A 23,970-nucleotide genomic window follows, 5' to 3' on the forward strand; every position below is an offset into this window, starting at 1 on the left:
TATTAAAAATCATCCGTTCTCGCGCTCATAGCTCTGTTTACCGAGGCAAGGGTAGATAGCATTTCACTGTTCATGCTTTCAAGCATGCGCCTGGCCTGCTTAGCATTAAAAGGAGAACTGCCGGTGCCCAGCAACTTAGCAATTAATTCTTCAGGTGTAGTAGTAACCTGCCCACCTACGGGGCTGCTTAAAAGCTGTTCGTAAATCCGTACTCTATATTTACCATCTTTACAATCAACCTGTATACTTAAATTGTCATCATAGATCACTTGTGTGCCCATTGCGCCATTGAACAGCACCGGTAAAATACCCTTACCTACAATTTTACCGTCGCCCTTATCCTCACTCTGAATCACATCCCTTGAGCTTTTGAAATAATCAACAAACCATTGTTTAGCATTTTTATACAAGTCTGCTTTGCTTTTTCCCGGAATTTCTACCACCCGTTCATAAACTACATTACCATCTTTAACAGGGATGTTTAAGCCCGTGGTATCCTTTTGGGCGAATGCTGTACCCGAGCTAATAAGTATTAGTACAAAAAATAAAATTCTTTTCATGTGATATGTTTAGAGTGCTAACATAACGAGTTCACTTTAAAAATACAATATATGCCAGTGATTTAAACGGATACAAGAGCTTGTTAACACCCCCCGTTTTAGGATTATATTTAAACTTTAGTAATAGTAATAAAGTAGCAGCCAACGTGATATACGGTTTAGGTTCAAAAATGGAATAGTAAATATCTGTTCGTGTAATAAATCCTTCACATTCCATTTGGATTTATCCCATCATCGTATATCTTTGCACTCCGGAAATTTTCCCTTTCGGGATGTAGCGTAGCCCGGTATCGCGCCACATTTGGGATGTGGAGGCCGCAGGTTCGAATCCTGCCATCCCGACAAAAGCGATACCAATCGAGTCGAAAACCCTCTAAATCGTATGATTTAAGGGGTTTTTCTTTTTATTTCAACCCAAGTTATTCAAGTAAAACCAAAGAAAATGAGACCTATTCGGTTACCCATTTTAATTTCATACGTTTGGGTTGCCAAAAGTATTTTAATATATTGATAGTAAATTAATTGATTGGTTTATTTTGACATATTTTGATGCGGTTTGATACCTGTTTTTTACTCAAATCAGTGCCCCTTTTCAAGGGGCACATCAAAATCAGTCAAATCCATGCTTTTGTTAAATTATTTTTCCCCCTCATTCAATAACTTCTCTAATTTCTCTTTGGTTTCTGGAATTGCTTGCAGCGTTAACGCCTTTTTGAAGGCTTCTATCGCTTTAGCTTTATTATTAATTGCCAAATAAAAATCGCCAATTGAATCATAATCATTACCACTAGAAGGATTATTGGCGATATTGAGCTTAAATAGATTCTCGGCTTTATTATATTGTTTTTTAGCTAACATTTCGTATCCCAAATTATTAACCTGAGTTTCATCTGGCTTAACCAGGTAACCCATAGTTTCAGAAACCTTTTTATAATGCGCAATCAGTACTGAATCTATCTTAAAGTTTGGATCTCTCAGTTCGCTGTCATATATCTTTAGCTTGTAAAAACCAAAGACAAACCGCAGTGCGTCGTATTCTCCAATTAATCTTACTGATGGATGGTCGTCGTCCTTATAGAACTTGTAGCTATATCGCAATTGATTTTTTTTATTGTTATTGAGGATTTTAATAAATTCCAAGTTACTGCGAATAAGGTCAGTAAATGAGTTTGTATCCTTTTGGACACTTAGCGTGTCCATTTCTCTTTCCAGGCGATTGGCCATCGCCATGAATAGCGTTTTTCCTTGATAATTTTGAGTACGTAAGATTGTCTTTGCTTCTTCCACAGGTTTCTTGTGATTGTACCACAATGACGCGTCGAGAGAAACATAAGCGTTAAACCAATTTGGATGATGAAGTAACGTGTTGATGACCGTTAAGCCTCCCAGGGAATGACCGATCAATGTTTTGTAAGTTGTGGTTGGATAGTTCGTATCGATATAAGGAATTAGTTCGTTCTCCACAAAAGACATGAATTTATCGCCATTGCCTACAACGTTAGGCAATTCTTTGTCTGTAGCGGTTGTGAGTTCGCTTAAGCGATCTGCAGGCACAATGCCAACTACAATTATTGGAGGACAAAGACCTGATTCTTCCATGTGCTCCGTTATACTGACAACTGTATTGAAATTATCATCGCCATCCAGCACGTAAACAACAGGATAATGTCCTTTGTCCTTAACTTTATTCCCTCCGTTGCTGTTCGGAATATGTATCCAGATTTTACGCTGCTGGCTCAATATCACACCGGCTAAGAAGCGGAGTTAAAACTTGCACAGCTTAATCTCATCATCCCATCCCTTCAACAAGCTATAACAGCTTAAATTACAATTATATACAAGCTTATCTTAGCTTGCTGTAAACACCCTCAATTTAACCACGCAAATCTGCGTGGTCACGCTCGCGCTGCTTTTTTATTTTCATTTGCGACATGGATTTAATCAACCACGAAGCCCTAAGCCGATGTATCAGGGATGCAGTCAGGGCAGAATTACAGGTAGAGGGGATGTTTAAGAAAAAGGCCGAGATTATACCCGGGTTTTTAAATAAGCTATCATCAATTGGCGCACGGTATATAAATAAATCGCTAATTGAACGTATTACTGCAGGGCTTTATAAAAAATAGAAAATAAATTTTGGTATGATAAATATTTCTCTACATTTGTAATGTCTACTATATATATAGACATTATAGAGTTAAATGAATCAAAACAGTAAGATAAACACCGCAAACTCCATGCGAATGCCTTTCCCCCAGATTGGCTTGTGTTGCTGTTGTTGTTAAATGCCACAAGTATTTTTAATTAACAAATTCATTTATTATTCCTCCTTTTTATTTTTAATGGACACAACTTATCAAAGGTTCAGCCTTGGTACTGAAATTACTGACGAACAACAAGCTTTTTTTAACCGTAACGGTTTTATACATTTTAAGAATTTTATCAACCCCGAAACAGTGCGGGATATTATCCGTGCATCAAAAGAGGTGGAAAAAAACTGGACAGAGAACAACGTTGAAAAGATAAACGGTGTGCCGATCAAATATGGTAAGGACCTTGACGGATCCGTTATCGTGCAACGTTTTGCATTCGTCAATCAGCATCATCCCTTACTTTCAGAGTTTACGCTCGATCCGCGTTTCCAGACTTTATTAGATCTGGTACCGGACTCCCGTTTAGGAGTTGATGAAAAGGATGGTATGGTTTTTAATCATTATGTAAACAGTGAGGAAAGCAGCTTTACCAAAATGGGCTGGCATACCGATGGCTTGCGCGATATTTTCCACGGCACAAAATTAAACCCGATGCTGAACGTAGGCATACACCTGAGTGATGCATCGCCCAATAATGGTGGCCTGCGCATCCTGCCGGGAACACATAAACAAAGCCTGTACCAGGTGCTGTTCCGTAAAAAGTACTTTCTGGATCATGATGTTGATGAGAACGAAGTAGCTATTACGCCTAAAGCCGGTGATCTCACCATTCACGATGGGCGCCTTTGGCACCGGGTGGCTCAGTCATCGGTAGTGGGAGAGGAAAGCCGCAGGCGGGTAATTTATATTCCGATAGTAGCAGGGAAATATAAGCCGAAGAATGAGGATAGTCCTACGGCATTGTACCAGCGCCTGGCCAAAATTGTTAAATAAATTGCCATGATCATAGCAATTATTATTGGCTACTTTATCAGGCGGAAAAAACTGACGGCCGCAAAAGTTCAGGTATTAAGTTCAGGCAGATCTTAAAAACATACATATGATTACTAAACTAAGCTCTACAGAAATCATTCACTTTTTAATCATCTTATTGATTATTCTAATACCGGCCAGGCTGCTTGGCGAGCTTTGCCGCAGGTATAAACTCCCGGCAATTATTGGTGAAATTTTTGCCGGAATAATTGTTGGCCCTACTTTATTGGGTGCTTTTTCTCCGGGTCTGTTTAATGCTATCTTTATTTCAGCTCCAAAAGCCAGCGGGGCGTTTGACGGGATAGCTAATATTGGCATTATCCTCCTAATGTTTATAGCAGGTTTTGAAGTTGATTTAAAACAAATAAGGCAAAATGGGAAACAAGCCATCGCCATTAGCTTATCCGGTATATTATTTCCATTCGCAATTGGATTTGTAACAGTGTGGTTCCTGTTTAAAGACCATTTTGCTAATGGCTTTAATAACCAATTGGTTACATCGCTGTTTTTTGGCACTGCACTTTCCATTACTGCGCTTTCTGTTATCACTAAAATATTGCTCGACCTGGATATTCTCAAAACAAGGATTGGTAATATAGTATTGACAGCAGCGATGGTAGATGATTTTCTGGGGTGGATACTGTTTTCAATCATCATCCAGATGATGATTGCCGGGAAAGAACAGGTTTCTTTTTGGTCGGTTATCACAGTTGTACTATTCGCGGTGTTTATGCTAACCGGCGGCCGCTGGATTATTCACCGCTTACTTGCCTATGCTGGTAAAAGCGGGAAGATGAGTAACGTATTTACGGTAGCTGTTTGCCTTTGTTTTGTAGGTGCCGCGGTTACAGAAGCCCTTGGTGTACGCGCAGTTTTTGGTGCATTTTTAGTAGGGGTGGCTATCAGCGATTCCGAGTATTTCACCGAGACGCATAAGCAGGTATTGCATCAATTTACTATCAACGTTTTGGCTCCATTGTTTTTTGCATCAGTAGGATTAAGGTTAAATTTCATATCCAATTTCAACCTCGAAATAGTAGTACTTATACTGGTAATCGCTTTCCTTGCAAAATTGATCGGTGCCCGCATTGGGAGCTCCTTAAGTGGCATGACCAGGAACGAATCCATAGCGGTGGCTTTTGGCATGAATGCACGTGGTTCACAGGAAATTGTTTTGGGTTTAATTGCTTTACAAGCTAAAATTATTAGCGGCCCTGTGTTTGAAGGACTAGTAGTTATGACAGTGGTTACCATGGTTATTTCGGGGCCAATTATGAAGTATTATTTTTTAAAGGAGCAAAAATTACAACTGGCTCCAATATGAATTTTAAAAAAGCACGATGAAAAATTTGCTGATCTGGCTAACCGACTTAAAACCGATTGGCGACTATCCCTTATTTCACGATAGTTTCAGTAATCACGTTAGGTTTAGCATTGAAGCATTTTATTAAGGTCAGGTGGCCGAGTAGTTAGGCACAGGTCTGCAAAACCTGATACAGCGGTTCAATTCCGCTTCTGACCTCAATTATTTATGAAAATAGATAATTGGTTAGTATTTTTTTAGTTGCAGAAGCGGAAAGAATGATCGGTAAGGCCAACGCTTGTTGCTGCCAGCAGAGGACAGGCTGGTTATCTTTCTGCTAAAGCTTAATTTGATTTTATGAAAGTTTATTTTGACAACGCGACATCGACGGTGATTGATGAGGCTGTATTTATTACTATGCTCCCTTATTTACGTGGTAATTACGGTATACCAAGTGCCTTGCATGCGCATGGTAGGGCGGCGAATACAGTTATTAAAAAGAACAGGTCAAAGCTGGCAGCCATTCTCGGTGTTAACAGTGAAGAAATTGTGTTTACTTCGGGACATTATGAATCGCTGAAGTTGGCAATCAGTTCAGTAATTGAAAGTACCGGCATTGACCACATCATAACTAGCAAATATGAGCATCCTTCAACTGTAGCTATATTTTTAACCTTGCAAAGGAAGTTTAATGTAAAAATAAATTACTTGGAACAGGGAGCTGATGGAACAGTAGATCTGGATCATCTTGGTGTTTTACTGAAGAAAAATACCAATAATTTTATATCGCTTAGCCACGCAAATGTAGAAACCGGAGGTTTAAACGACATTCAAAAAATAACGGACCTTGCAAGGCAATACCGATCACTTTTACATATCGACGCAGCTTATACGGCGGGCAATTTTCGATATGACTTGAGTAAGATTGATTTTTTATCTGCTTCGGCTGATAGGTTCCACGGTCCGGCAGGCATCGGCTTTTTATATAATAGGTGGCGTACCAGCTTGATTTATCCTGAACAGGAAAATACTAATATAGTAAGCATAGTTGGTTTGACGGAGGCACTGACGCTCGCTTATGATAGTTTGGAAGAAAGACGTGAATATATCGGACAGCTTAAACAGCGACTGGCGATAGAACTAAGCGAATACATCCCTGATAGTGAAATTATAGGTAATCACGGGCTTGATGATAAAGGTTATTTTGCTTTTTTGAGCGTTAAATTTCCATCGCTTTTTCAAAATAGGAGTTTACAACAGTATCTCGATGAATGCGAAATTTCGGTATCAGGTAAAATTGAATCGGGTTTTGAGATCATTTATTTTACCTTTAGCAAGCTAAATACTCTGGAAGAGATCGATTACGTGGTAGATAACTTGTCTGCTGTTTTTGCGCGCATCAACTATTAACCCCATCAATTTTGATGGACAAATATTCAATCTTTAGCGGTTATGCGGGAACCTTGAAAACTCTAAACAACGGTTCGAACCCATTCTCACGCTTCAAAGCGAAGTAAGTATAATCGTTATCTCTTGTATGTGTCATAATATCTATATAATCTATGGCTATAATGGAATAATTTATCTTTGCATAAAATCAAATTTAAATAATCAGATAAAGAGAGCTTAATAGTTGGTTTACCATGATTATGCCATTTGTTCGATGTTACGATACAAAACCCCAGCGGCCTTTGACGCATCGAATTATTTAATCAAGAACAACAGACATAATGATCGAACTGAGAAATATTACAAAAACATTTTATAAAAAAAACAGCCAGGTAAGCGCTTTGTCTAATGTTTCGCTGATAGTTCCTAAGGGTAAAATACTGGGGGTGATTGGTGCTTCAGGTGCTGGGAAAAGTACATTAATACGTTGTGTTAACCTGTTGGAACGGCCAACCTCGGGTGAGGTAATCATCGGCGGGCTTAATTTAACTCAACTTGCCCCTTCAGCGCTCGCTAAAGCGAGGCGGGAAATAGGAATGATCTTCCAGCATTTTAACTTACTATCCTCACGTACCGTAGCAGGCAATGTGGCGTTCCCTTTGGAGCTAAGCAATAGGCCGGGCGACGAAATAAAAAAGCGGGTAGCTGAGCTACTGGAATTAGTAGGCCTGGGGGATAAGGCAAATGAATATCCGGCAAACTTATCGGGCGGGCAAAAACAACGGGTAGCCATCGCCAGAACGCTGGCAAACAACCCTAGAGTGCTGTTATGCGACGAGGCAACGAGTGCCTTAGATCCAGCAACAACGCTTTCTATTCTTAACCTGTTAAAAGATATTAACAAGCGTTTCCAGATCACTATCCTGCTTATAACACACGAAATGAATGTGGTAAAAGCTATTTGCGACGAAGTAGCTATTATCAGCGAAGGGAAATTGATTGAGCGCGGCTCGATAAGTGAAGTGTTTGCCTATCCCGAAACTACCATTGCAAAGCAGTTTATCGCGTCTTCGCTGCACGCAACCTTACCTGCCGAATATGAACAACGCCTTTCAGCAACACCTGCGGGTAAAAATCATCCGGTCATCAAACTGGAATTTAACGGACATTCGGCCGAAGCGTCCATTTTGTCTGAGGCCAGCAGGATGTTTCAGGTAGATAACAACATTATCAGTGCTCAAATGGATTATACAGGAGGGGTGAAATACGGTGTGATGCTTATAGAGGTTACAGGTAGTAAAAAAGATACGCAAAATTCTCTTGAATATTACCGCAGTAAACATATAGAAGTGGAGGTGTTAGGTTATGTCTGAACCTATGCTTATGATGATTCTACAAGGTTTATGGGAAACCATTGTCATGACTTTCGTGTCCGGTTTTTTTGGCTTTTTGCTAGGATTACCTACGGGAGTATTGCTATTTATGACCCGGAAGGGGCAGGTATCTGAAAGTCGTTTGATAAATGGTGTAGTATCTGTACTTGTAAATATATTTCGGTCCATCCCATTTATTATTCTGATTGTATGGATGATTCCCTTTACCAGGGCATTGGTAGGGACATCTATAGGGGTTCAGGCAGCGCTGGTGCCATTGAGTATTGGCGCCGCGCCTTTTATTGCCAGGATGGTGGAAAATAGTTTGATCGAAATACCAGGTGGGTTAATAGAAGCAGCTCGCTCAATGGGCGCAACCCCATTGCAAATTGTTTTTAAAGTGCTGATTCCTGAAGCGCTGCCTTCCATTATTGGCAGTGCATCAATCACACTTATTACCCTGGTTGGCTATTCAGCAATGGGTGGTGCGGTTGGCGCAGGTGGTTTAGGGCAGATTGGCTACCAGTATGGCTATGTGGGCTATGATGTGGTGGTTATGAATACAGTGCTTGTCCTTTTAGTTTTACTCGTGTTTATTATTCAAGTTGCGGGTGAGTTTATTGCAAAAAAAGTAGACCACCGTAAATAATTTATATAAAAAATGAAAAATTTATCCCTCATTACTATCGTTGTCATATCCCTTGGATTATCAGCATGTGGAAGAAAAACCCAGCCTAATAATTCTAACCATATTAAAGTTGGTGTTGAATCAGGGCCGGAGTACACAGTTGCACAGGCAGCCCAGAAAGTGGCTAAAGAAAAATACGGGCTTGATGTTGACCTGGTTCAATTTAACGACTACGTAATGCCTAACGAGGCCCTGAGTCAGGGTGACATTGATTTAAATGTTTTTCAAAATAAGCCTTATTTGGATGTGCAGGCAAAGCAGCGTGGCTATAAATTTGCTATACTCGGCAATACCTTTGTTTATCCTTTGGCGGGTTATTCCGGAAAGATCAAAAGCATCACGGAGTTGAAAGATGGAAGTACAATTATTATCCCGAATGATCCTACTAATAGCGGAAGATCTTTACTGCTGTTACAAAAAGCCGGTTTAGTAAAACTAAAAGATAATGTAGGCTTGCTGCCAACTGTAAATGATATTGTTGCTAACCCTAAAAGCTTAAAAATCCTGGAACTGGAAGCTCCACAATTGCCAAGAGCGCTCGATGATCAAAAGGTAACTATTGCTATTATTAATAACACTTTTGCAGGTCCGGCGGGCCTTGTAGCTAAACGGGATGGATTATTTGTTGAGGATGAAAAATCTCCTTATGTAAATATCATCGTTTCAAGGGAAGATAATAAAGATCAGGATAACGTGAAGAAATTCGTAAAGTCCTATCAATCTCCCGAAGTTGCAGCTGCTGCTGAAATAGCATTTAAAGGCGGGGCAATTAAAGGCTGGTGATAGACAATTAACAGGAGTTTTAGATCGGAGTTTCACATGAACTTCTATAACTTTCCGAATATTATAAAATAAAGGTTCATTATAAGTTTACTAGCTCTAAAACTATTTGGGGAACGTTAATTAAGATTATGAAATTAAAATACATCATTATCCTTAGCGCCACTATGTTGTTCCCATGCCCAAAATAAACAAAAAAGATGTTTGACAATTAAAAGGCTGTAAATTCGAATGCTTAAATTGCGAGTAAATAATCCTACTAACAAACTGTTTGGCGGCTAGCCAGACGAAAAAATAAATTAATTCCTCATTATGGCAGGTATTATTGATCTTATAGGCAATACGCCCCTTATTAAATTAACCAGGCTCAACACAAATCCGGATGTGGAAATTTATGCCAAGCTGGAAGGTAATAATCCAGGAGGTAGTGTGAAAGACCGCGCTGCTCTCAACATGATTCGGAGCGCTATAGAACTCGGTGAAATAAAGCCCGGCACTAAACTAATAGAAGCTACAAGTGGTAATACCGGAATAGCCCTCGCTATGATCGCCAGCCTTTACAGCCTTGAAATTGAACTGGTAATGCCATCAAACTCGACGCGGGAGCGCACACTTACAATGGAAGCTTTTGGTGCCAAGGTGACTTTGCTAGATAGTATCGAAGCTTGCCGCGATTATGCAGAGGGAAAAGGAGCAACGAATGGATATTACCTGCTTAACCAATTTGCTAATCCGGATAATTACCTGGCACACTACAAAACAACGGGGCCTGAGATATGGCGTGATACGGAAGGCAAAATCACGCATTTTGTCAGTGCAATGGGTACAACGGGTACAATCATGGGATGTTCAAAATTCTTAAAGGAGCAAAATACAGCTATACAAATCGTAGGTTGCCAGCCTACGGAAGACGCCTCTATACCAGGGATCCGCCGCTGGCCCGAGGCTTATCTACCAAAGATATTTGATCCGAATCGTGTAGATCATATCACCGATATCAGCGAAACCGATGCTATAGAAACCGCTCGCGCACTGGCTAAGGTGGAAGGTATATTCGCCGGGATGAGCTCGGGTGGTGCTTGTTACGCAGCACTTAAATTGGCTGAAGAACTAACATCTGGCGTTATTGTATTCATCGCTTGCGATAGGGGCGACCGATATTTGAGCAGTAACCTCTTCGGATAGCTAAAGTATCTATACAAGGCATAAAAATAACCTCATACTATATTTGCCCGGAACCAATTTTACTCAGTTTCGTATTGTTTGCGTTACGATAGATAAAAGAAGGTTTAATACTACTAAATCTATAGATTTTTATATGTTTGTAGAGAGCGTTAACTATATTTCAAAACTTTTAGTAATTGACTTTAAATAATTTTATCTATGAGGGATAATAATTTGGACGATTTCATAGCGCTTCTTCATCAAACGCATAAAATGGAATGGGAAGCTACACCCAAAACAAAGGAGTGTGTGGCCTGGCTTTCTGATCTGTTCGAATTTCTATTTCCCAATAACCAAGCCAATAAATTATCTATTTATAGCGGGCAACTTAAAAAGAACCAAATCGATCTGATAAATATTTTGTTAAGTTACCTTGATGCAAACGATATTAGCATAGAAGACGCTGTAAATTCCTTTTACGATTCGCTGAAGGAAATCTATCTTGACCTGCGCCAGGACGCAACTATGATATACGAAAAAGATCCGGCGGCTATCAGCATACATGAAGTAATCGTTTCCTACCCCGGTTTTTATGCCATTGCGGTTTATCGCATTGCTCATAGGTTAACCCAATTGGCAATACCAATTTTACCCCGAATTTTATGCGAATATGCACACGGTAAAACGGGTGTCGATATACATCCAAAAGCCAAAATAGGCGTACCTTTCTGCATAGATCACGGTACCGGGATAGTTATAGGTGCAACAAGTATAATAGGTAAAAATGTAACTATTTATCAAGGTGTAACCATAGGAGCATTGCAGGTGAGTAAACAACTTTCCGAAACAAAAAGGCACCCAACGGTAGAGGATAACGTGATTATTTACGCTCGGAGTACCATATTAGGTGGCCAAACTGTTATCGGCCATGGCAGTGTGATCGGTGGTAGCGTTTTCCTTGCTAAAAGTGTTCAGCCTTATTCACATGTTTTTAATACGCATCAGTTGCGGATTGAAGTAAAAGAACAATTATAGTAGTGCTGTTGCTCCCGTATATAGATCGCATCACCTTTTAACCATCAATACCTAATCCTTCAACGTCATACTTATGTGCCGAAACTGACAGTACAGGGTCAGAGTTCGTGGTTTTCTGAAATATCCGGCAAAGAGTGCCTGTTAAAAAATCAATTAAAATCTATAAAATCTATAGGAATTGTAGAATTAAAAAATAATTATATATTTGTCACAGAAATTTTACGCGCATGACTTCGCCTACCATTAAAGGTTTATCACAATCTCAACAATCACTTTTCACATTCAAAGTGATAAAAATGTTTTGTTGTTGTTAGCAACAAGGATCCCTCAATCTCTTTTATTTAACGGCTGATTTTAAAGATAGATTTATTCAATCGGTCTTTTATAATGCACAGACGCAATCTTTAAACAATTTAAATTTATTGGTATGAAATAGAATTTACAAAAAATGGACCGGCAAGGTAGCCTTGCCGGTCCATTCATGGAAGATCAGTCGTAACGCCAATCACTAAACTGAATTCCCTAAGTTTCAATTAACGAATTATCATTAACACAAAACCATATCAAAGATAATGCAATTATTTATACGTAAAAAACAGGTGCCTGCCTTATCAAGGCTATTATTAAGTTTTATCATTCTTTTCACAGCATATGGCGCTTCGGCCCAATCAATATTAAAAGGCAAAATTTCCGACCCACAGGGAGCGCCGCTGGTAGGCGCCACTATTAAGACCGATGAAAGTGGTGGAACAAGTTCTGATGCAAACGGAGCATATTCAGCAAAAGTGACTAATGGCAAACATAAATTAACTTTTTCGTTTACCGGATTTGAAACCATAGTACTTCAAATTAACATTGCTGGTGCAGATACAACGATAAATGTGACATTAAATCCGTCGTCAGGGAATACTCTAAAAGAAGTAGTTATTTCTACAGGTATCAGAACAAAGCCCCGCACGATAACAGATAGTCCGGTGCCGATTGACATTGTAGGCGGAAAAGACCTGGCCAGCACAGGGCAGCCTTCGTTTGACAAGGCTTTAGAATACCGGGTACCGTCTTTCAATACAGTAAATACACCTGTAAATGATGCTACTTCCCTATTAGACCCCTATGAAATACGCAACCTGGGGCCAAGTCGCACCCTGATTTTAATAGACGGTAAACGTAAGAACCCTAGTGCCCTTACTTATATAGTGCCATCCCCTGGTCGGGGAGAAGGCGGTGCAGATCTTTCGGCAATTCCAATCGACGCCATTGACCATATCGAAATATTGCGTGACGGAGCTTCGGCACAATATGGTTCGGATGCGATAGCAGGTGTTTTGAACGTAATTTTGAAAAAGAAAAGTAATTATGGCGCTATAACATTAAACAGCGGTATAACAGGCAAAGGGGATGGTGGACGCCTTGGGGTAAGCTTAACAAACGGAGTTATTCTCAATAATGACGGCTACATCAATTATACCCTTGATTTAAGCCATATAGGTAAAGCGGACAGGCCGGGAATCGTTTCTGCAATTGGAGAAGCAAACAGCAGCACTGGTTTTGGTGCCGACATCAATGTTGTTAATGCCTATCTGGCAAAATATCCTACTGCAAACAATCATAACGCTGACCCGGAAAAAACGGCAGGTAAATTTCTGATCAATGGCGGCATCCCACTCGATGAAAATAGTCAGGTTTATTTTAATGCTGCCTATGTTGCCAAAAAGGTGAACAGTTTTGCCAATTTCCGCACACCATATTGGCAGAGTACAGACTATGGCCTGCTCCACGCGGCAGGTACAGAATACATCGGCTATGGGCCAACCTTTGAGGGCGACTTGTCAGATTACAATGGAACAATTGGTATCAAATCCCAAAAAAATGGCTGGAATACAGATGTAAGTTTTACCACCGGGGGGAATCAACAATTGTATACCGTGAATAATACTATAAATAACAGCTTAGGTGTAAACAGCCCTATTAGTTTTAAAACAGGTGGGTTCTCATTCTCCAATAATATCGGCAATATAGATATATCAAGAAAGGTGACCGACCAGTTAAATATTGCCTTTGGTAGTGAGTTCAGGGTAGAACGGTGGCAATTGATTCCTGGCGATACGGCCTCCTACTCTGGTGGTGGTGCACAGTCGTTTCCTGGTTACCAGGCCAAAAATGCAATCATAGCCAATAGATACAATCTTGGCGGATACTTTTCGTTGGATTATGACGTCACTCATGACTTTCTCGTAAGTGGTACCATACGTGATGAACAATATAGCGATTTTGGTAATACCTTTGTTTGGAAATTAAGTTCCAGATATAAACTGCTTGATGATAAACTGACTTTACGTGGTTCAGCATCTACCGGCTTTAAAGCTCCTTCGCTGGCACAATTGTATGAACAGTTATCGACGCCTGCAGTTAGCGGTGGCACGGTTATCACCCAGGGCCTTGTGAACAATATCAGCCCGCAGGCAAAGGCAATCGGAATACCCGAACTCAAACCGGAGAAATCGCTCAATTTAACTGCAGGTGTTGGCGTAAACCCTGTAGATAATTTAAATATTACGCTTGACTACTATAATATTAAAATCACCGACCGTATCATTTTGAGTAATACGATAGGGCCTGGCACCGGGCCCGGCGCGGCAGGATTAGATAGTGTATTATCTAAAAACCATATTGCGAAAGTTATTTTTTTTACCAACGGGTTGGATACAAGAACACAGGGACTTGATTTTGTAGCATCTTATCGCAATATATTATTGGGATCAGGCAGATTGGGATTAAATGTTTCAGGTAATTATACCTTGGAAAATAAAAATCTGGGCACCATAAATCCACCGCTGATTGAAGCAGCGGGCGCTTCCGTTATTAACGCCAACTTTGAGGCTTTACTGTTAACCTCTCGCCCCAAATTTAAATATATACTCGGGGCAGATTATAGAATTGGTAAATGGTCGTTCAATGCCAATGAAACCATATTTGGCCCAACAACTTTTCATGATACCGACAATGAATTGAACCCCAATTTAAATGTTGTATTTAAAACAAAAGGGGTAACAGATATTGGCTTCAACTTTGATATTTTAAAAAACCTGACGTTTAGTGGAGGGGTTGAAAACCTGTTTAATGTTCTTCCCAAATGGCATTTTGTGGCGCCCAATGCCGCAGGGCAAGCAGTGCTAGCGGATCCGGCCCAGGTGTTGTATAATACCAATGGGATAACCTTCAATGGCAGATATCCGGTAACTACTAATAATGGCTCGCAATTTAGCCAACTGGGCATAATTTATTCTGCCAGTTTAAAATTAAAATTTTAACCTATTTTACACCAGCAAATAAAAGTCTGGAACATCAATTCGATGTTCCGGACTTTTTAGTTGGGTAAACAACGATGTAAAAACATGATAGTATGAGTAAAAAGCAAGGCAATTTCTTAAAACACTATGGTAGCATCTTATTGCTATTGGCCGGGTTAATCATCGGGAGCGTCCTGGGTATTTTTTTTGGAGCGAAAGTTGAGCTCATAAAACCTCTGGGTGATATTTTTATCAATCTATTATTTACTGTAGTAGTGCCGCTGGTATTTTTTGCCATCGCGTCGGCCATCGCCAACGTTGAGCGGGGGGAAAACTTTGGAAAGCTGATAACAATAATGTTTTTGGTGTTCATCGGTACCGAATTATTAGCCGCATCACTTAGCCTTATTTCAGCATGGTGGTTCCCTATTCACGCGGAACTGGCTGACAAAAAAATCATTTTAGAAAGTATCGAGAAAAAAACGATTGGCGACCAAATAACGCAACTGCTTACGGCAAGCGATTTTTTTGAACTACTCTCCCGAAAAAGCATGCTGGCACTTATTATTTTTTCTATACTCACCGGTTTTGGTGTATTACAATCGGGAGATAAAGGTAAACCATTTAAGGATTTTCTCAATTCTGGAAACGAAGTGTTAAAAAATATTTTAGCTATCATTATGAAAATAGCACCGCTGGGGCTTGGTGCATATTTCGCGGTGCAGGTGGGTACTATTGGGCCAAAATTATTTGGTACTTACAGGGATGCTATGCTTTTGTACCATGGCGTGTGCCTGGTGTATTTTGTGATATTCTTCAGCCTGTATGCTTTTTTAGCCGGAGGTTTTACAGCCGTAAAGCTTTATTGGCAAAATAATATTGTTCCATCGGCCACGGCTATCGGCACATGCAGCAGTATTGCCACCATACCTGCCAATTTAGAGGCTGCAAAGAAAATGGGGATTCCTGAACATATTCGCAATTTGGTTATTCCATTGGGCGCTCCTTTGCACAAGGATGGTTCTGCAATATCTGCAGTTATAAAAATTGCTACCGTGTTTGCCATGTTTCATAGGCCACTGGCTGGTGTAGATGTAATAGTTATTGCCCTGGGCATAAGCGTGGTGTGCAGTATTGTAGAAGGGGGTATTCCCAACGGCGGGTATATTGCCGAACTTCTGGTAATATCAGTGTATGGTTTTCCACCGGAGGCCCTGCCAGCGGTAATGATTATTGGCACATTGGTTGATCCGGTGGCTACGGTGTTGAATGCTACCGGTGATACCGTGGTGGCAATGCTGATAGCCAAGATAATAAAACCGGCCAAATATGTCAAAGTGATAGGTTGAATACCGAGATCTCGCCATTACAATGTGCATGCAATGGTATTAAATGGCGATTAGGATGGTTTGTGCAATTATAATCGGCTTTCCCTACCGAGTATGACAGTCAGCCACATTTTGCACAATACGAATTTAAACTCGATCAGAGGAAGATAGAAAATGCAGTTACGTCCGGATAATTATATTGAATAAGGAGAACGTGAATATTTCTACAAGAAAGCCACCGAATGGAATTACATTATATGTGCCCTATTCGGTGCCCGTTATTTATTTGCGATTTATCTTATTGAATATTATAGATTTAAATGGCCGGATAATCGTCCTGCCATTAGCTTATTATATTACCATGTGTTTTAAAGAATGAAAGAACGATAAATCTCGATATCCATACTATTTGAGAACTAAACCCTCCCATATTTGTCAGAATCTCTACTCTCGACATCTGGTTGCAGGAACATTATGAAATCTTAGTTAGCTAACTTATGATCGCTAATTAATGACTTAATATTTTTAATGCTTTTGGGGGAATATACACTTTGAACACACTTGTATAGGAGCATGATTGCTTATATGAAGTTACTGATCAGAGTATGAATAACAGGTTCGATTTTTCGCGCAGAAAATTTTTAAAAGATTCGATAGTACTGGCTGGTACGCCTTTAATAATAAAAAACACACCATTAGATTTTGCCTCTTTATATAATCCGGGCTTAAGTGCCAAATTATTTTGGATAGAAAAAGGCGGAGGGCCGGCTGCTACCGGATTAACTTGGGGCACGCCATGGCCTAAGGGGAAATTAAAACGTGGAAGTGACTTTTATTTGACAGATGCCGTTGGAGAAAAAAAAGCATTACAGAGCTGGCCATTAGCTTACTGGCCTGACGGAAGCCTTAAATGGACGGGACATGCTGCCGCCGCTGGACTGTCTGTAAATAGTGATTATACTGTTGTTGCAGGAAAAACTGTTCCCTATCAGGAAGAAGTAGTCATCAAGGAGTCTGCTGGCTCAATTTTGATAAACACAGGTAAAATTACTTGTGCCATCAATAAAAAGGGTAAGGTACTGATAGAAAATATTAGCATAAATAATAAACCTGTCGCTACAGAAGGCCGGCTCATCGTGTTGGTACAGGATCAACCAGATGACGATGATATTGAAATCATCAACAAGCAGGAATTGCAAGGATCGATTGACTCAGTTACTGTCGAGCAAAATGGTCCGCTAAGGGCAATTGTAAAAATAACAGGAACACATATTGGTCAAGAGGTTACTTTACTACCCTACGTTATCCGATTATATTTTTACGCGAATAGTGATGAAATACGTTTGCTACATACCCTTATTTATGATGCCGATGAAAAAAAACAGTTTATAAAAGGGGTAGGTATTTCTTTTGATGTCCCCCTAAATGATGAATTGCATAACCGGCATATTCGTTTTGTAAACAGCGCGCATAACGGGATGTTTGCTGAAGCAGTAAGAGGACTAACCGGCTTGCGCAGAGACCCCGGTAAACAAATTAAAGAAGCGCAGCTGAATGGTAAAGCAACTGTCCCGGTGAGTCAGTTTCCACCTGAGATAGCGGAGAATCTGAAATATATACCTGCCTTTGGTGATTATACTTTATTTCAGGGAGACTCAACAGGTTTCAGTATAAAGAAACGCACCGCATCAGGTTATAGCTGGTTGGCATCCGGTCGTGGTGAGCGTGCGCTAGGTACCGTCTACCTGGGTACACCACAAGGTGGTTTGGCCGCCGGAATCCGCAATTTCTGGCAGAGCTTTCCCGCTCAACTGGATATCCGCGACGCTGCAACAGCTACGGGTAAAATTAATTTATGGCTATGGGCACCAAATGCACAGGCGATGGATTTGCGCTTTTATCATAACGGAATGGGGCAGGATACTTACGAGCTGCAGCGTGAAGGATTGGATATTACATATGAAGATTATGAGCCTGGTTTTGGAACACCGCATGGCGTGGCACGAACCAGCGAAATTGTGCTGAAAGGATTGGCGGCTACACCAACTCGCGATGAGTTATTATACATTGCACATAACATTCAGGAACCGGCCAGGTTGATTTGCGACCATACTTATTTGGAGCAACTACGTGTATTTGGTGGTAATTGGACGGTAGAGGACCGTTCTGTCCCGCCAAAAGCTGCTATAGAACAACAGTTGGAATCTTATTTTGAGTATTACCAACAGCAAACCGATTTTCATAATTGGTATGGCTACTGGAATTATGGGGATTTTATGCATACCTATGACCAGGACAGGCACACCTGGCGGTATGATGTAGGTGGTTTTGCCTGGGATAACTCCGAATTATCGTCTGATCTCTGGATATGGTATTATTATTTAAAAACGCAGCGAAGCGATGTTTTTCGTGTCGCTGAAGCCATGACCAGGCATACAGGAGAAGTTGACGTGCATCATATAGGCAGGTTTGCGCCCTTAGGCTCCCGGCATAATGTGATGCATTGGGGCGATAGCGCAAAACAGTTGCGGATAAGCACGGCCGCAAACCGCAGGTTTTACTACTACCTTACCGCTGATGAACGCGTAGGCGATTTATTACGCGAACAGGTAGATGCGGCAAAAGCGTTAAATATTATACAGCCTAACCGTAAGCTGGAGGGTATTAGAGATAAAAAACAACCTGATTACACCACTAATAAAATACCGGCCAGTTTTGGTACAGACTATGGTGCTATTGCAGCAGCCTGGTTAACGGAGTGGGAGCGCACAAATGATGCCGGAATGAAAGAAAAACTGGTGAATAGCATGGTTACGATCGCGGCGCAGCCCCACGGTTTTTTTACAGGAAGCGGCATATTGCATTTGGATACCGGCAAGTTTGATATTACTACAAGTGAGGCATTAAGCGTATCACACCTTAACGCGGTATTTGGTCTTACCGAAATTGCAGAGGAATTAATCAGCCTTATAGATGTGCCGGGATTTACAAAAGCATGGCTTCAATACTGCAGGTTATATAATGCGCCACCGGAAGAACAGCAAAAGGAATTGGGGCAAGCATTAAGTAAACTTAATTTAGGACAGGGACATTCCCGACTCACAGCCTATGCAGCCTACTATAATCAGGATTCCAAATTAGCAGCGCGTGCATGGGATGAATTTTATAGTGGTAAGGCTGGAATAGTACCCGGCCAAATTCAGGCACGAAAAATAAGCGGCCCGTATGTGCTCAATCCTGTTGAAGAAGATGTGGCAGTTTCTACCAACGCTGTTGCCGAATGGGGGCTGGCAGCAATACAGTGCCTGGCTTTTGCCGGAAAAGACATCAGGCCTTTAATACCGTATAATAATCATTAATACACCGTACATGACTAAATATTATAAATTCGTTTTGCTGTTGATACTGTTTTATACAAGTATAACACGCTTAAGTTGTGCTCAGCAGCAGGTAGAAAATTTAGGCCGGGGCTTGATCGCCATTAAATATGATAATCGCCATGTTTTTTTAAGCTGGAGATTATTAGCCAATGACCGGGAAACGGCCAGTTTTAACGTTTACAGACAGCAGAAAGGTGAAAAAGCAATCAAATTGAACAGGGTATCATTAACCGCCGGTACCAATTTTACCGATAGTACGGCTGATCTTTCAAAAGATAATACCTGGTTTGTAAAAAGTGCTGGCGGTTTAAATAATGGGAAAAGCTCATCATATACGTTATTTAGTAGTAAAAAGCCGCAGCAATATCTTTCTATCCCATTACAACAACCGCCCGGTGGCGAAATAGATGGCGTAAAATATACTTACTCAGCTAATGATGCCAGTGTGGCCGATTTGGATGGCGATGGAGAATACGAGATTATTCTAAAATGGAACCCTAGTAATGCACAGAATCCCCCTCAAACCGGGTTTACGGGCAACCAGATAATTGACGCCTACAAGCTGGATGGTACACGGCTATGGCGTATTGATCTGGGTAAAAATATACGCTCGGGTGCTGCATATACACAGTTCTTAGTTTATGATTTTGATGGCGATGGCAAGGCCGAAATGATTACTAAAACAGCAGATGGTACAGTTGATGGCACAGGAAAAGTGATTGGCGATAGTAGTAAAGACTGGCGTACCTATGATAAAACATCCGGATGTTATGGAAAAATTGTCAATGGTCCGGAATATTTAACTGTATTCGACGGCAAAACAGGAGCAGCCTTATCTACCGTTCCATTTATTCCGGATAGGTATCCTTTAAATGGCTGGGGTGGAACAGGAGGCAACGGGGGCAATGACAGTACCGGAGGCCGTTCAGATCGTTTTACAGCAGGTGTAGCCTATCTTGATGGAAAGCATCCTACGGCCTTCTTTGTTCGCGGCTGGTATGGTCGTACCGTTATTGCTGCCTGGGATTGGCAGAACAAAAAATTGACCAGTAGGTGGGTTTTTGACTCCAGGGATAGAAATAATCCTTATTCCGGAATGGCCAATCATAGTGTAAGTGTTGCAGATGTGGATAATGATGGGAAAGATGAGATATGCGTTGGCGCAATGACGGTTGACGATGATGGCAAAGGATTATATACAACCGGCCTGGGGCATGGCGACGCGCTCCACGTGGCCAAAATGGATCCGGATAATGATGATGTTATGGTATTTGGTATACATGAGATTGAAGATACCACGAAAACACCGCCCCGGCCTGGTGTTGCTTTATACGATGCCCGTACAGGTAAAATAAGATTCAGCATCGGCCGCAATGTAGATGTGGGCAGAGGAGTAGCCGCAGATATTGATCCAACACATCCCGGGTTTGAGAATTGGGGTGGCCCCGGTGGCTTACGTGACCTTAATGGAAAAACGATTAGTAAAGACAGGCCAAGTTCAACCAATTTTGTGATCTGGTGGGACGATGACCTTACCCGTGAACTGCTGGATAAGAATCGCATAGATAAATGGGACTGGAAAACAAATAAGACAATTAATTTATTGACCGCCGAAGATTGTGAGGCCAATAATGGTACCAAGGCTACACCTTGCCTTAGTGCAGATATTTTTGGTGACTGGCGTGAAGAGGTAATATGGAGAACAAAAGATAATAAGGAACTGCGTATTTACTCTACCACCATACCAACCAAATATAGGTTTGTAACTCTCATGCAAGACCCTCAATATCGTACTGCTGTTGCCGGTCAAAATGTTGGTTATAATCAACCGCCGCATCCCGGGTTTTATCTGGGTGCGGGTATGCATAAGGTGGTCCGGAAGAAGGTGCGGGTTGTAAATCAATAACTAATGAAAAGATACTTTATCCTTTCCTTTTTGCTGGTCGCGATTATTAGCATTGAACAAATATTGGCGCAAAATGCACTTAGCGTAAATAACCAGTCACAAAGTGGGCGGAAATTGATTTTTAAGGCCCTTTTTAATCGTCCACTTGATACTACCCTATGGCATATCGAACTGGAACGTTCTCCGGGTTCATTTGTAGGCGTGGCAAACGATAAACTGGTACTTAAAACCGGAGCTGGTGTAACGGTATGGCTCAAGAAAAAATTGAAGGGAAATTTGATAATTGAGTATGACCGGAAAGTAATTATGGAAGGTGGGCCGTTTGACCGGCTATCTGATCTAAATCAGTTTTGGATGGCTGCCGACCCTCATAAAAGTGTTTTTTTTACCAGGTCGGGTAAGTTGGATGAATACAATAACCTGCAATTGTATTATGTAGGAATGGGCGGCAATGGCAACACTACTACCCGGTTCCGGAAATATGATGGTTTAGGCAACCGTATACTGATCTCGGAATACACCGATCAACAGCATTTGCTGGAAGCCAATATAACTTATCATATAAAAATTATTATTGAAAACGGGAATATAAGTTATGAGGTTAATCACCAATTATATTTTGCATTTAACGACCCCGATCCTTTAACCGAGGGCTTTTTGGGTTTCCGTTCAACCAAATCCAACCAGGAGATCTCTAACCTGAAGGTATACCAGTTGCCATAATGCGGTGAGTAATATTATTGATGGAATTTTGGTTTGCATATTTTTAATAAATGCCAGCTATTTTTAAAAGATCAATAATAATAAGTGTAATTCATACAAATAACTACTAAATCTATAGACTTTGTTTATATTTGTCAAAACTATTTTAGATGCAAGTACAGGGACTGCCAATTTTTCAAGATCAGGAGTTGCTCGAAAAATTAAGGCAAGATAACGCAGATGCGTTTGAGGTCATTTACAAAAAATATTTTCCCCGCTTATATGCACATGCTTATAAATTATTAAAAGATAAGGACGCATGTAAAGATATTATTCAGGAAATATTTTCACAACTCTGGTTTAAAAGGCATACACAGGAGATTAAATCGCTTGATGCCTATTTATATGCGGCAACCCGATTCCAGGTATTCAAAGCAATACGCTCAAGTCGTTGCTATGAAGATTTGTTTGATGTTGCAGATGAACTGCCTGTCTGTAGAAACACAGAAAATTTAATCAATGAAAAAGAAATGGCTTTAACATTGTACAATGGAATAGCCCAACTGCCTGAAAAATGCAGAACCATATTTTACATGAGCAGGATGCAATATTTTTCAAATAAAGATATTGCATTAAAACTTTCTATTGCTCCTAAAACAGTTGAAAATCAGTTAACTATTGCTTTCCGTAAGCTTAGGATTAATTTTCGCGAGTATCTTCCCGCTTTAATATTGATGGCGTATTGTTGCCGTTGATTTTTTTTCTTTCTTTTTGGGGGTAGGCCATCAATCTGTACACTTACCTATAAATGAACAAACAAAAGTTCCGTAAACTATTAAACAAGTATCTTTCAGGAAAGGCTGATCCGGAGGAAGAACAAATGCTGTTTGATTGGTATGATGCGTCCAAGAACGATTCATTTGTTCCTGATGAGGAATTATCAACCGAAGAACAGCAAGAACTGTTTTTAGATATTCGTTCGCGAATAAACACCGGAGATGACAACAATAAGAGGCAGCAGCTGTTCTTTATCTTTAAGATCGCGGCCTCCATTATTTTGATGGTATCAATTCTTGGTGCGTGGTACGTTATTTTCAAAATAAATACTACTGCTAAAGATGGTGCCCAAAATATTGTAATTACCGCAAAAGGACAAAGAAAAAACTTTGCACTACCCGATGGTACAATGGTGTGGCTGAATTCTGACAGCCGCTTATCATTCCCGATTCAATTTAATAAAAACCAACGACTGGTGACTTTAGCAGGTGAGGCTTATTTTGAAGTAAGGCATAATGCTAAGAAGCCGTTTATTGTTCATACCAATAAAATAGATATACAAGATATAGGGACGGTATTTGATGTAAAAGCATATCCGCTGGAAAATAAGGTGGAAACATCATTAATTAAAGGTGCGGTGCAGGTAAGCGTTTTACAGGGAGATAAAAAAGTGGTTATTCTGCAACCACAACAAAAATTTGTGCTGATAAAGATTACACCTAATAACAATGCGGCATCGCATGATAGTAGTTTCGTTAATCGCATAACCACAGATCCCCGATTACAGGTAGCAAGAGAAACCGAATGGAGAAAAGGTTTTTTGAGTTTTGATAATGAAAGTTTTTCAGATCTGGCAATTGAACTGGGACGATGGTATAATGTAAAAGTGATATTTCAAAACCCGGCATTTAAAAATTACAGGTTCACAGGTACGCTGAATGATGCAGGTTTCGATACCGTAATGGAAGCGTTAATGTTGAGCGAGCATTTTAACTACAGAAAGGAGGCTGATCATACTGTCGTTATCTACTAACATCTAATAAAAAAGGAAATACTGTAAAGTACTTCCCCGATTAAATTCTTAGGAACCAGGTATCAATTGGCGTTGTC

At 40.5% G+C, this 23,970-nt stretch carries 18 protein-coding genes and 2 tRNA genes; 18 read left to right on the forward strand and 2 right to left on the reverse strand.

The annotated features are described in order from the left end of the window. Positions 1-2: 2 nt before the first annotated feature. Positions 3-560: a DUF4468 domain-containing protein gene (locus tag BLU33_RS00490; RefSeq protein WP_091367677.1), complete on the reverse strand. Its 558-nt coding sequence runs from the start codon at positions 558-560 to the stop codon at positions 3-5. 268 nt (positions 561-828) lie between these two features. Between BLU33_RS00490 and BLU33_RS00495 the strand changes: the two genes are divergently transcribed. After that, positions 829-902, forward strand: a tRNA-Pro gene (locus tag BLU33_RS00495). A 294-nt stretch (positions 903-1,196) separates the two neighbouring features. On the opposite strand, the gene BLU33_RS00500 is transcribed toward BLU33_RS00495, so the two are convergent. Next, complete coding sequence (locus BLU33_RS00500) at positions 1,197-2,300, reverse strand: alpha/beta hydrolase-fold protein (RefSeq protein ID WP_157682005.1); 1,104 nt, start codon at positions 2,298-2,300, stop codon at positions 1,197-1,199. A gap of 191 nt (positions 2,301-2,491) precedes the next feature. Between BLU33_RS00500 and BLU33_RS25450 the strand changes: the two genes are divergently transcribed. The 17 genes from BLU33_RS25450 to BLU33_RS00585 all read left to right on the forward strand — a co-directional run bounded on the left by BLU33_RS25450 (position 2,492) and on the right by BLU33_RS00585 (position 23,893). Then, on the forward strand, positions 2,492-2,686 hold the full coding sequence (locus tag BLU33_RS25450) for a hypothetical protein (protein ID WP_091367680.1): 195 nt from the start codon (positions 2,492-2,494) through the stop codon (positions 2,684-2,686). Between the two features lie 216 nt (positions 2,687-2,902). After that, positions 2,903-3,706, forward strand: a complete 804-nt coding sequence (locus BLU33_RS00510; protein ID WP_091367682.1) for a phytanoyl-CoA dioxygenase family protein — start codon at positions 2,903-2,905, stop codon at positions 3,704-3,706. A 106-nt stretch (positions 3,707-3,812) separates the two neighbouring features. Further along, positions 3,813-5,069 carry a cation:proton antiporter gene (locus BLU33_RS00515; protein ID WP_091367684.1) on the forward strand — a complete coding sequence of 419 codons (1,257 nt, stop codon included), beginning with the start codon at positions 3,813-3,815 and terminating at the stop codon, positions 5,067-5,069. A gap of 127 nt (positions 5,070-5,196) precedes the next feature. Further along, positions 5,197-5,267, forward strand: a tRNA-Cys gene (locus BLU33_RS00520). A gap of 138 nt (positions 5,268-5,405) precedes the next feature. After that, the gene (locus BLU33_RS00525; RefSeq protein WP_091367685.1) at positions 5,406-6,458 is read left to right on the forward strand and encodes a cysteine desulfurase family protein; all 1,053 of its coding nucleotides are present in this window, start codon (positions 5,406-5,408) and stop codon (positions 6,456-6,458) included. Positions 6,459-6,778: 320 nt separating this feature from the next. Then, complete coding sequence (gene metN, locus BLU33_RS00530; RefSeq protein WP_091367688.1) at positions 6,779-7,810, forward strand: methionine ABC transporter ATP-binding protein MetN; 1,032 nt, start codon at positions 6,779-6,781, stop codon at positions 7,808-7,810. A gap of 10 nt (positions 7,811-7,820) precedes the next feature. Next, positions 7,821-8,459 (forward strand): methionine ABC transporter permease MetI, encoded by a 639-nt coding sequence (gene metI, locus BLU33_RS00535; protein WP_394331788.1) that lies wholly within the window; start codon positions 7,821-7,823, stop codon positions 8,457-8,459. A 12-nt stretch (positions 8,460-8,471) separates the two neighbouring features. Then, positions 8,472-9,281 carry a methionine ABC transporter substrate-binding lipoprotein MetQ gene (gene metQ, locus BLU33_RS00540; RefSeq protein ID WP_091367692.1) on the forward strand — a complete coding sequence of 270 codons (810 nt, stop codon included), beginning with the start codon at positions 8,472-8,474 and terminating at the stop codon, positions 9,279-9,281. A gap of 309 nt (positions 9,282-9,590) precedes the next feature. Continuing rightward, positions 9,591-10,463, forward strand: coding sequence for a cysteine synthase CysM (gene cysM / locus BLU33_RS00545; protein ID WP_091367694.1), 873 nt, complete (start codon positions 9,591-9,593; stop codon positions 10,461-10,463). Positions 10,464-10,661: 198 nt separating this feature from the next. After that, a complete protein-coding gene (locus BLU33_RS00550) occupies positions 10,662-11,477 on the forward strand; it encodes a serine O-acetyltransferase (protein ID WP_091367696.1) in 816 nt (271 codons plus the stop codon). A gap of 572 nt (positions 11,478-12,049) precedes the next feature. Continuing rightward, a complete protein-coding gene (locus BLU33_RS00555) occupies positions 12,050-14,788 on the forward strand; it encodes a TonB-dependent receptor (protein WP_091367698.1) in 2,739 nt (912 codons plus the stop codon). 92 nt (positions 14,789-14,880) lie between these two features. Next, positions 14,881-16,116: a dicarboxylate/amino acid:cation symporter gene (locus BLU33_RS00560; RefSeq protein ID WP_091367700.1), complete on the forward strand. Its 1,236-nt coding sequence runs from the start codon at positions 14,881-14,883 to the stop codon at positions 16,114-16,116. A gap of 584 nt (positions 16,117-16,700) precedes the next feature. Beyond that, entirely contained in the window at positions 16,701-19,454 is a 2,754-nt protein-coding gene (locus tag BLU33_RS00565) for an exo-rhamnogalacturonan lyase family protein (RefSeq protein ID WP_091367702.1), read from the forward strand. Positions 19,455-19,464: 10 nt separating this feature from the next. Beyond that, positions 19,465-21,381 carry a rhamnogalacturonan lyase gene (locus BLU33_RS00570; protein ID WP_172829196.1) on the forward strand — a complete coding sequence of 639 codons (1,917 nt, stop codon included), beginning with the start codon at positions 19,465-19,467 and terminating at the stop codon, positions 21,379-21,381. Between the two features lie 3 nt (positions 21,382-21,384). Further along, complete coding sequence (locus BLU33_RS00575) at positions 21,385-22,104, forward strand: DUF6250 domain-containing protein (RefSeq protein WP_157682006.1); 720 nt, start codon at positions 21,385-21,387, stop codon at positions 22,102-22,104. A 149-nt stretch (positions 22,105-22,253) separates the two neighbouring features. Continuing rightward, complete coding sequence (locus BLU33_RS00580; protein ID WP_091367707.1) at positions 22,254-22,838, forward strand: RNA polymerase sigma factor; 585 nt, start codon at positions 22,254-22,256, stop codon at positions 22,836-22,838. Between the two features lie 53 nt (positions 22,839-22,891). Then, positions 22,892-23,893 carry a FecR family protein gene (locus tag BLU33_RS00585; protein ID WP_091367709.1) on the forward strand — a complete coding sequence of 334 codons (1,002 nt, stop codon included), beginning with the start codon at positions 22,892-22,894 and terminating at the stop codon, positions 23,891-23,893. Positions 23,894-23,970: the final 77 nt, after the last annotated feature.

The sequence above is a fragment of the Mucilaginibacter mallensis genome, from assembly GCF_900105165.1.
Lineage (GTDB): Bacteria > Bacteroidota > Bacteroidia > Sphingobacteriales > Sphingobacteriaceae > Mucilaginibacter > Mucilaginibacter mallensis.

Coding starts and splice junctions, on each gene's coding strand:
- BLU33_RS00555 (WP_091367698.1), top strand. CDS start 12,050: ATGCAATTATTTATACGTAAAAAACAGGTGCCTGCCTTATCAAGGCTA.
- metI (WP_394331788.1), top strand. CDS start 7,821: ATGATGATTCTACAAGGTTTATGGGAAACCATTGTCATGACTTTCGTG.
- BLU33_RS00525 (WP_091367685.1), top strand. CDS start 5,406: ATGAAAGTTTATTTTGACAACGCGACATCGACGGTGATTGATGAGGCT.
- BLU33_RS00560 (WP_091367700.1), top strand. CDS start 14,881: ATGAGTAAAAAGCAAGGCAATTTCTTAAAACACTATGGTAGCATCTTA.
- BLU33_RS00570 (WP_172829196.1), top strand. CDS start 19,465: ATGACTAAATATTATAAATTCGTTTTGCTGTTGATACTGTTTTATACA.
- cysM (WP_091367694.1), top strand. CDS start 9,591: ATGGCAGGTATTATTGATCTTATAGGCAATACGCCCCTTATTAAATTA.
- BLU33_RS00550 (WP_091367696.1), top strand. CDS start 10,662: ATGAGGGATAATAATTTGGACGATTTCATAGCGCTTCTTCATCAAACG.
- metQ (WP_091367692.1), top strand. CDS start 8,472: ATGAAAAATTTATCCCTCATTACTATCGTTGTCATATCCCTTGGATTA.
- metN (WP_091367688.1), top strand. CDS start 6,779: ATGATCGAACTGAGAAATATTACAAAAACATTTTATAAAAAAAACAGC.
- BLU33_RS00575 (WP_157682006.1), top strand. CDS start 21,385: ATGAAAAGATACTTTATCCTTTCCTTTTTGCTGGTCGCGATTATTAGC.
- BLU33_RS00565 (WP_091367702.1), top strand. CDS start 16,701: ATGAATAACAGGTTCGATTTTTCGCGCAGAAAATTTTTAAAAGATTCG.
- BLU33_RS00580 (WP_091367707.1), top strand. CDS start 22,254: ATGCAAGTACAGGGACTGCCAATTTTTCAAGATCAGGAGTTGCTCGAA.
- BLU33_RS00585 (WP_091367709.1), top strand. CDS start 22,892: ATGAACAAACAAAAGTTCCGTAAACTATTAAACAAGTATCTTTCAGGA.
- BLU33_RS25450 (WP_091367680.1), top strand. CDS start 2,492: ATGGATTTAATCAACCACGAAGCCCTAAGCCGATGTATCAGGGATGCA.
- BLU33_RS00490 (WP_091367677.1), bottom strand. CDS start 560: ATGAAAAGAATTTTATTTTTTGTACTAATACTTATTAGCTCGGGTACA.
- BLU33_RS00515 (WP_091367684.1), top strand. CDS start 3,813: ATGATTACTAAACTAAGCTCTACAGAAATCATTCACTTTTTAATCATC.
- BLU33_RS00510 (WP_091367682.1), top strand. CDS start 2,903: ATGGACACAACTTATCAAAGGTTCAGCCTTGGTACTGAAATTACTGAC.